This is a genomic window from Actinocorallia lasiicapitis (genome assembly GCF_054778695.1).
The window spans coordinates 1-7,045 of the sequence record NZ_BAAGZI010000316.1 but is presented as its reverse complement, the minus strand read 5'-3'; the positions used below and the strand labels follow the sequence as shown (position 1 = coordinate 7,045).

The 7,045-nt window shown below is 70.0% G+C and carries 5 protein-coding genes and 1 pseudogene; 2 read left to right on the top strand and 4 right to left on the bottom strand.

Annotation, left to right across the window (positions count from 1 at the left end; genetic code table 11):
• Positions 1-500: pseudogene (locus ACYVE7_RS26035) on the bottom strand (hypothetical protein); the annotation flags it as partial.
• Positions 501-739: 239 nt separating this feature from the next.
• Here ACYVE7_RS26035 and thiC point away from each other — a divergent pair.
• Positions 740-2,407 carry a phosphomethylpyrimidine synthase ThiC gene (gene thiC / locus ACYVE7_RS26030; RefSeq protein WP_460368097.1) on the top strand — a complete coding sequence of 556 codons (1,668 nt, stop codon included), beginning with the start codon at positions 740-742 and terminating at the stop codon, positions 2,405-2,407.
• A gap of 207 nt (positions 2,408-2,614) precedes the next feature.
• Positions 2,615-3,355: a hypothetical protein gene (locus ACYVE7_RS26025; protein ID WP_460368096.1), complete on the top strand. Its 741-nt coding sequence runs from the start codon at positions 2,615-2,617 to the stop codon at positions 3,353-3,355.
• Between the two features lie 269 nt (positions 3,356-3,624).
• Here the strand turns inward: ACYVE7_RS26025 and ACYVE7_RS26020 are convergent, their stop codons facing one another.
• From ACYVE7_RS26020 to ACYVE7_RS26010, 3 genes are all read right to left on the bottom strand, one after another.
• Entirely contained in the window at positions 3,625-4,248 is a 624-nt protein-coding gene (locus tag ACYVE7_RS26020) for a pyridoxamine 5'-phosphate oxidase family protein (protein WP_460368094.1), read from the bottom strand.
• 56 nt (positions 4,249-4,304) lie between these two features.
• On the bottom strand, positions 4,305-5,813 hold the full coding sequence (locus tag ACYVE7_RS26015) for an FAD-dependent oxidoreductase (protein WP_460368093.1): 1,509 nt from the start codon (positions 5,811-5,813) through the stop codon (positions 4,305-4,307).
• Positions 5,795-7,045, bottom strand: a 1,251-nt coding sequence (locus ACYVE7_RS26010) for a molybdopterin oxidoreductase family protein (RefSeq protein ID WP_460368091.1), incomplete at its 5' end; no start/stop codon positions are given. The genes ACYVE7_RS26010 and ACYVE7_RS26015, both read right to left, overlap by 19 nt.

The following is a 7,045-nucleotide window of genomic DNA, read 5'->3' as shown; positions in this document are numbered from 1 at the left end:
GCGGGTGGCACCGGCCAGTGGGGAGGGGGCACGTACACCCAGCCGGGCGGGACGGCGCCCGGCGCAGGCGGGGCGGGGGCCGGTGGAGGCGGCTGCGCGGGAGGCAGGGCGGACGGGACTGGAGGCGCGAGGAGAGTGCTGACGAGAGCGACGACGGTCTGGGCGTCGTCGGCATGGAGATTGCCGAAATCTTCCTCATTTCCCGATATATCAGTAATTGAGAGGAACCAGCGCTGTTGGTAGGAGGGTTTGGCGTCCAGCGATCGCATGTTCTCGACGCGCAGCTCGAGGCCGAATCCTTGGTGCGCGAGATCGGTGTCGCGGAAGGCGGCCACCCGGCGGTCGGTGACGAGCAGATGGGTCAGCTTCGGGGCGGCCTTGACGGTCGCCACCAGCGCGGACACCGGCTCGCCCGGGTCGAGCCAGGGCACGAGCAGGGCCCATTGGTCCGCTCGCAGTGTGGGCCTGAGTTCCACTCCCACATAAGGCTGATCGATCACTTCTCCCCTTTTCGTCACCGGCGCGGCCGCATTTCACGGTAGGGAGAGAAATCGGCGATCCGGTAACAGATGAGTCTCCGATATGACGCAGGTCACGTTTTCAGGTGGGGGGTGGTGGGTTACGTTCGGGGCGACCGAAACCGCGGGAGCCTGAGGCATCGGGCTGAGAGGGTGGCTGACGCGGCCGCCGACCGTTGAACCTGACCGGGTAATGCCGGCGTAGGGAGAGGCGGCTTTTCATGTCTGTTTCCTGGCACAAGTCGTATGTCGTGGGATCGCGCGACGATCTGCGGGTGCCGCAGAAGAAGGTGCACCTCACCAACGGCGAGTCGATCTCGCTGTACGACACCTCGGGGCCGCACACCGACCCCGGGATCACCGTCGACGTGCGCGAGGGGCTGCCCCCGCTGCGCGCCGGGTGGATCGCCGAACGGGCCGACACGGCGCCCTACGAGGGGCGGGCGCCGCAGCCGGGCGACGACGGGCGGCGCGACCGGGAGGCGCCGTCGACCGGATTCCCCGGACGGAGACCGCTGCGCGCGACCGGGGCGCCCGTCACCCAGCGGGCGTACGCCCGGCGGGGGATCGTGACGCCCGAAATGGAGTTCGCGGCGCTCCGCGAGGACGTCGACGTCTCCGTCGTGCTCGAAGAGCTGGCCGCGGGACGGGCCGTGCTCCCGGCGAACGTCAACCATCCGGAGATCGAGCCGATGATCATCGGCTCGCGGTTCCTCGTGAAGATCAACGCCAATATCGGCAACTCGGCCGTGACCTCCTCGATCGAGGAGGAAGTCCACAAGATGACCTGGGCGACCCACTGGGGCGCCGACACGATCATGGACCTGTCGACGGGGCGCGACATCCACACCACCCGCGAGTGGATCCTGCGGAACTCGCCGGTGCCCGTCGGGACCGTCCCGCTGTACCAGGCGCTGGAGAAGGCCGGCGGGGAGCCCGCCGACCTCACCTGGGAGCTGTTCCGCGACACCGTCGTCGAGCAGGCCGAGCAGGGCGTCGACTACATGACCGTCCACGCGGGCGTGCTGCGGGAGTACGTCCCGCTGACGGCGGGCCGCAGGACCGGGATCGTGTCGCGCGGCGGCAGCATCATGGCGGCCTGGTGCCAGGCCCACCGGGAGCAGAACTTCCTGTACACGCGCTTCCGCGAACTCTGCGAGATCTTCGCGGCCTACGACATCACCTGGTCGCTCGGCGACGGCCTGCGCCCCGGCTGTGTCGCCGACGCCAACGACGAGGCCCAGTTCGCGGAGCTCCGCACCCAGGGCGAGCTCACCGCGATCGCCGCCGAGTACGACAACCAGGTCATGAACGAGGGTCCCGGACATGTCCCGATGCACAAGATCAAGGAGAATGTCGACCTGCAGAAGGAGCTCTGCGGCAACGCGCCCTTCTACACGCTCGGCCCGCTGACCACGGACATCGCGCCCGGCTACGACCACATCACCAGCGCCATCGGCGCCGCGATGATCGGCTGGTACGGCACGGCGATGCTCTGCTACGTCACCCCGAAGGAGCATCTGGGCCTGCCGGACAGGGACGACGTGAAGACGGGCGTCATCACCTACAAGATCGCCGCCCATGCCGCGGACCTCGCCAAGGGCCACCCCGGCGCCCAGGCCTGGGACGACGCCCTGTCCGACGCCCGCTTCGACTTCCGCTGGGAGGACCAGTTCAATCTGGCCCTCGACCCGGACACCGCCCGCTCCTTCCACGACGAGACCCTCCCCGCCGCCCCCGCCAAGACCGCCCACTTCTGCTCGATGTGCGGCCCCAAGTTCTGCTCCATGCGCATCTCCCACGACCTCCGCACCATGGCCACCCACCAACCCCCTGAAACCCTGTCCACGGACCGCACCCACCTCCCCCTGGCCGACTCGGACACCTGAGGACGCGTTACGGCAGAGCCGGACCGATGCCGCCCAAGCCGTCATCCCTGATCCGGCGACACGGTCGAGAAGACGAGCAGTCGACCGGCGCCGACCTAGGGGCCGGTCTCGGGGTGGCTCCCCAGTGCACACGCGTCGCCGAGATCCCAGCATGGTGCCGTCCATGAAATTTTCAGAGCGCCTTTCACGGCGCCATGGGGAGGATCGATGAAGCGTCTGGCTCACCAGATGGCCTACTGGGGTACGGGAGTGGCCGTGGCCGCCTCGGTCGTGGCCGTCGGCCCTGCGGCTCACGCCGTCAGGACCCAGCACAAAGTCATGATCATCGCGGATCATTTCAGCGGGCAGCCCGCCATCTCCTACTTCGGCAGCGAGGATCCCGACACCATCAGCGTCTCCGTCGGCGATGACGACATCGTGTTCACCGCCGCCAACGCCTCGTCCGTGACGATCGACAACAGCAACTATTCGACGTACGACTGCAGCCACACCAGCTCCACCACCATCACGTGCCCGAGCCACGTCCAGACCCCGACCAACCTCCTCAAGGTCGAATCCGTCGCCATCGTCACCTGGGACGGCGCCGACACCATCACCGCCAGCGGCCAGGGCTCGGTCTACGGCACGAGCGGCTTCAGGCCGATCCAGCTCAGCATCGGAAGCTGGGAGGGTGACGACACCATCACCGCCGGCGGCTACTCGCGGGTCACCGCGGGTGACGGCGCCGACACCATCACCAGCGGAGCCGGCCCCGCCGCGGGCTCCGGCTCCTTCTACAAGGACACCATCGACGCCGGAGACGGCGACGACACCATCAGGTCCTCCACCCCCGACCCCGACCAGGTCAACGACCCCGACCAGATCACCTGCCGCGGCGGCGACGACACCGTCTACAAGGACGGCACCGACACCCTCATCGACCCCGCCAACTGCGAACACCTCTACTAAACCACCGCCCCTCAGGAGGGGACGGCGGCGCGCGCGGACCCCGTCCCCGACGCACGGGCTCGGTTCTCCGAGCCCGTGCGAGCCGGCACGGAACCGCCGCAGCACGTCAGGCCCGGTGCGGCGGCCTTGGCCACCGCACCGGGCCTACGATCGTTCGGGAAACGCAGGGCCGGCCGGTCCTTGGCGCGTTGAGGACCGGCCGGCCGGGTCCGCGAAGGCCGGACCAGTCCGACCGGCTTCGCGGAGACTCGGGCGCTGCGCGCCGCAGGTCATCTGTCGGCTTTGGCTCCGAAGAAGTCGCCGCCCTTGCGCTTCACGTTGTCCGTGCCCCAGTCCCTGTTCCGCGCCATCGGGGCCAGCCGGGGGATGTGCTTGGAGCAGTGGATGTAGGCCTCCTCCACGGTGACCAGGACCCAGCGCTCGGGACGGCGCCCGGGGACGTCGGGCTCGGGGATCTCGGGATACCGCTCACGCATCAGCGCGTCGTCGACCAGTTCGGCCTTCCCGTTGACGTGCAGGCCGATGACGTCCTGGATGAAATCCACGAAGAGAATGCCGACGTGCCCGTTCTCCGAGATGTTCCCGCAGCTCGCCATCACACCGTTTCCCCGGTACTCGGGATAGGTCACATGACGTTCGTCGAGGACCCGCATGAATCCGCGGGGCCCCGCCCGGAAAGTCGCGTCGCATTCGCCGTGGGCGTCCGCGGTCGCTATGAAGGCCATTTCCTGCCGCAGGACGAATTCCCGCATCCGGACGTTGAGGTGGTCCAGCACCTGTTCGGAATAGAATCTGTCGGCCCGCGCCACCGAGCCGATCTCGACTTGCAGGCAGTGCTCTCCCGCCGACCCGGGCCGCGTCTCGGCCGCGAGGCCGTCAAAGACCTCTTGCATGGGACACCATCCTCCGCCGGGTGAATCCCGGCACACATATCTGGCTCATTTGATTCTCAGGCGACGGACCGCGGCATGACAGTGGAACCGTTACTCAATGCTTCGAATCCTGCGAGGAGCGACCGCACGGTCTCCCGGCAGCCGCCGCATCCGGTCCCCGCCCGGGTGTGCGCCGTGACTTCGGGCACGCTGCGCGCGCCCTGCTGCCAGCAGCGCTTGATCGTTGATGTGGTGACGTTGTTGCAGAAGCAGACGACGTCGTCGTCCGCCGGACCCTCCGCTCCGGCGGAGCCGATTCCGTCGAAGAGCAGCCCCAGATGGTCGCCGGGCAGCTCGCCCGCCCCCTCGAACAGCCGGGCAAGGGTGCCCGCGGTGCTGGTCTCGCCGAGCAGGATCGCGCCGACGAGCCGGCCGTCCCTGAGGACGACCTTCTTGTAGGTGTGGCGTGCCGGGTCGGCGTACTGCAGGACCTCCACGTCCGGATCGGCTTCCGGGTCGTACGGGTCGTGGTCGATCTCGCCCATCGACGCCAGGTCGACGGCCGAGGCCTTGAGCCGCGTCAGCAGCTTCGAACCCGCATACCGGGCCGCGGGGTCCGTGCCGGTGAGCAGGTCGGCGAGCACGGTGGCCTGCTCCCAGGCCGGTGCGACCAGACCGTAGACGGTCTCGCCGAACTGGGCGCAGTCGCCCAGGGCCATCACGTCCGGGTCGCTCACCGAGACCATCCGGTCGTCCACGACGACGCCGCGGTCGACGGCCAGACCCGCGGCGCGGGCCAGCCCGGTCTCGGGGAGGACGCCGCAGGCGACCACCACCAGTTCGGCCGGCAGCAGCTCGCCGCAGGACAGCCTGACCCCGCTCGCCCCCGCCGCGCCGACCTCGATCCCGTCGACCTGGGCGGACAGCCGCAGGTGGAGGCCCTGACGCCGCAACGTCCGGGCGAGCACCTGGCCCGCCTGCCGGTCGAGCTGGCGTTCCATCAGGTGCCCCACCAGATGGACGACGGTCACGTGCAGCCCGCGGTCGGCGAGCCCGCGGGTGGCCTCCAGGCCGAGCAGCCCGCGGCCGACCACGATGACGCGTTTGGCGTCCCGTGCCGCCGCCGAGATCAGATCGCAGTCCGCCAGGGTGCGGAACACGGCCACTCCGGCCGGCAGCCCTCCGGCGGCCAGCACACCGGTGTGTTCCTGGCCGGTCAGCACCGGGATCGGCGGCACCAGCGCCCTGCTCCCGGTCGCCAGGACCAGCCGGTCGTAGGCGGTGCGGCTGCCGTCCGAGGCGAGGACCACACGCTCCTGCCGGTCGATGCCGGTCACGCACACGCCCTGGCGCGCGTCCACGCCGTGCTCGCGGTACCAGGACGGCGCGACCAGCTCGAGCTCGTCGGCCCTGGTCTTGCCGGCCAGGACGTTCGACAGCATGACCCGGTTGTAGGCGTTGCGGTCCTCGGCCCCGAAGACGGTCAACGGCGTCTCGGCGTCACGGCGGCGGATCTCGGTGAGCAGCCGGGAACCCGCCATCCCGTTGCCGACGACGACGATCGGTCTCATGACGATCGGTCCCATACCGCCTCCTCGAGGAAGGGCTCGATGCGCACGGCACACGCCTTGAACTCGGGCATTCCGGAGATCGGGTCGAGTACCGGGTTGGTCAGAAGGTTGGCCCGGCCGGAGCCCGGCCAGTGGAAGGGCATGAAGACCGTGTCCGGGCGGATCCCCTCGGTCAGCCGTGCCCGCGCGAGGGCGCCGCCGCGCCGGCTGGTGATCCGGACCCGCTGCCCGTCGGCGAGGCCGAACCGCCGGGCCGTGTCGGGATGGATCTCGCAGTAGACCGAAGGCTCGGCCTCGGTCAACGTCCTGATCCGCCGGGTCTGGGCGCCCGACTGGTAGTGCGCCATGACCCGTCCCGTGGTCAGCACGACCGGGTAGTCCTCGTCGACGTCCTCCGCCGGGCCCCGGTGTTCGACCGGAACGAGCCTGGCCTTCCCGTTCGCCGTGGCGAAACGGTCGAGGAAGAGCCGGGGAGTCCCGGCGTGGTCGGCGGACGGACACGGCCAGTACACCCCGCCCTCGGTCTCGAGCCGCTCGTAGGTGATGCCGGAGTAGTCGGCCGGGCCGCCCTCGCTCGCCCGTGCCAGCTCGGTGAAGACCTCCTCCGGCTCCACGGGCCAGCTTCCGGGCGCCCCGAGACGGTCGGCCAGCGACGCCAGGATCTCCAGGTCGGAACGCACCCCGGGCGGTGGCGGCAGCGCCGGGCGGCGTCGCAGAACCCGGCCTTCCAGGTTCGTCATCGTCCCCTGCTCCTCGGCCCACTGCGTGGTCGGCAGCACCACGTCGGCCATCGCGGCCGTCTCCGAGAGCACGAAGTCCGCGACGACCAGGAGGTCGAGCTCGGCCAGCCGCCGCTCGACCTGACGTGCCGCGGGCGCCGACACCACCGGGTTCGACCCGAACAGCACCATCGCCCGTGGGCCGTCCGCGGTGCCGAGCGACATCAGCAGGTCGTAGGCCGACCGGCCGGGGCCGGGCAGCACGGACGGGTCGACGCCCCAGACCGAGGCGACGTGGGCGCGGGCTTCGGGGTCGTCGATCCTGCGGTAGCCCGGGAGCTGGTCGGCCTTCTGCCCGTGCTCGCGTCCGCCCTGGCCGTTGCCCTGCCCGGTCAGGCATCCGTAACCGCTCCCGGGCCGGCCCGGAAGGCCCAGGACCAGGGCCAGGTTGATGAAGGCCGTGGCCGTGTCCGTGCCCGAGGCGTGCTGCACGGCGAGGCCACCCCCGTCGACGTGCTGTCGGTGAAC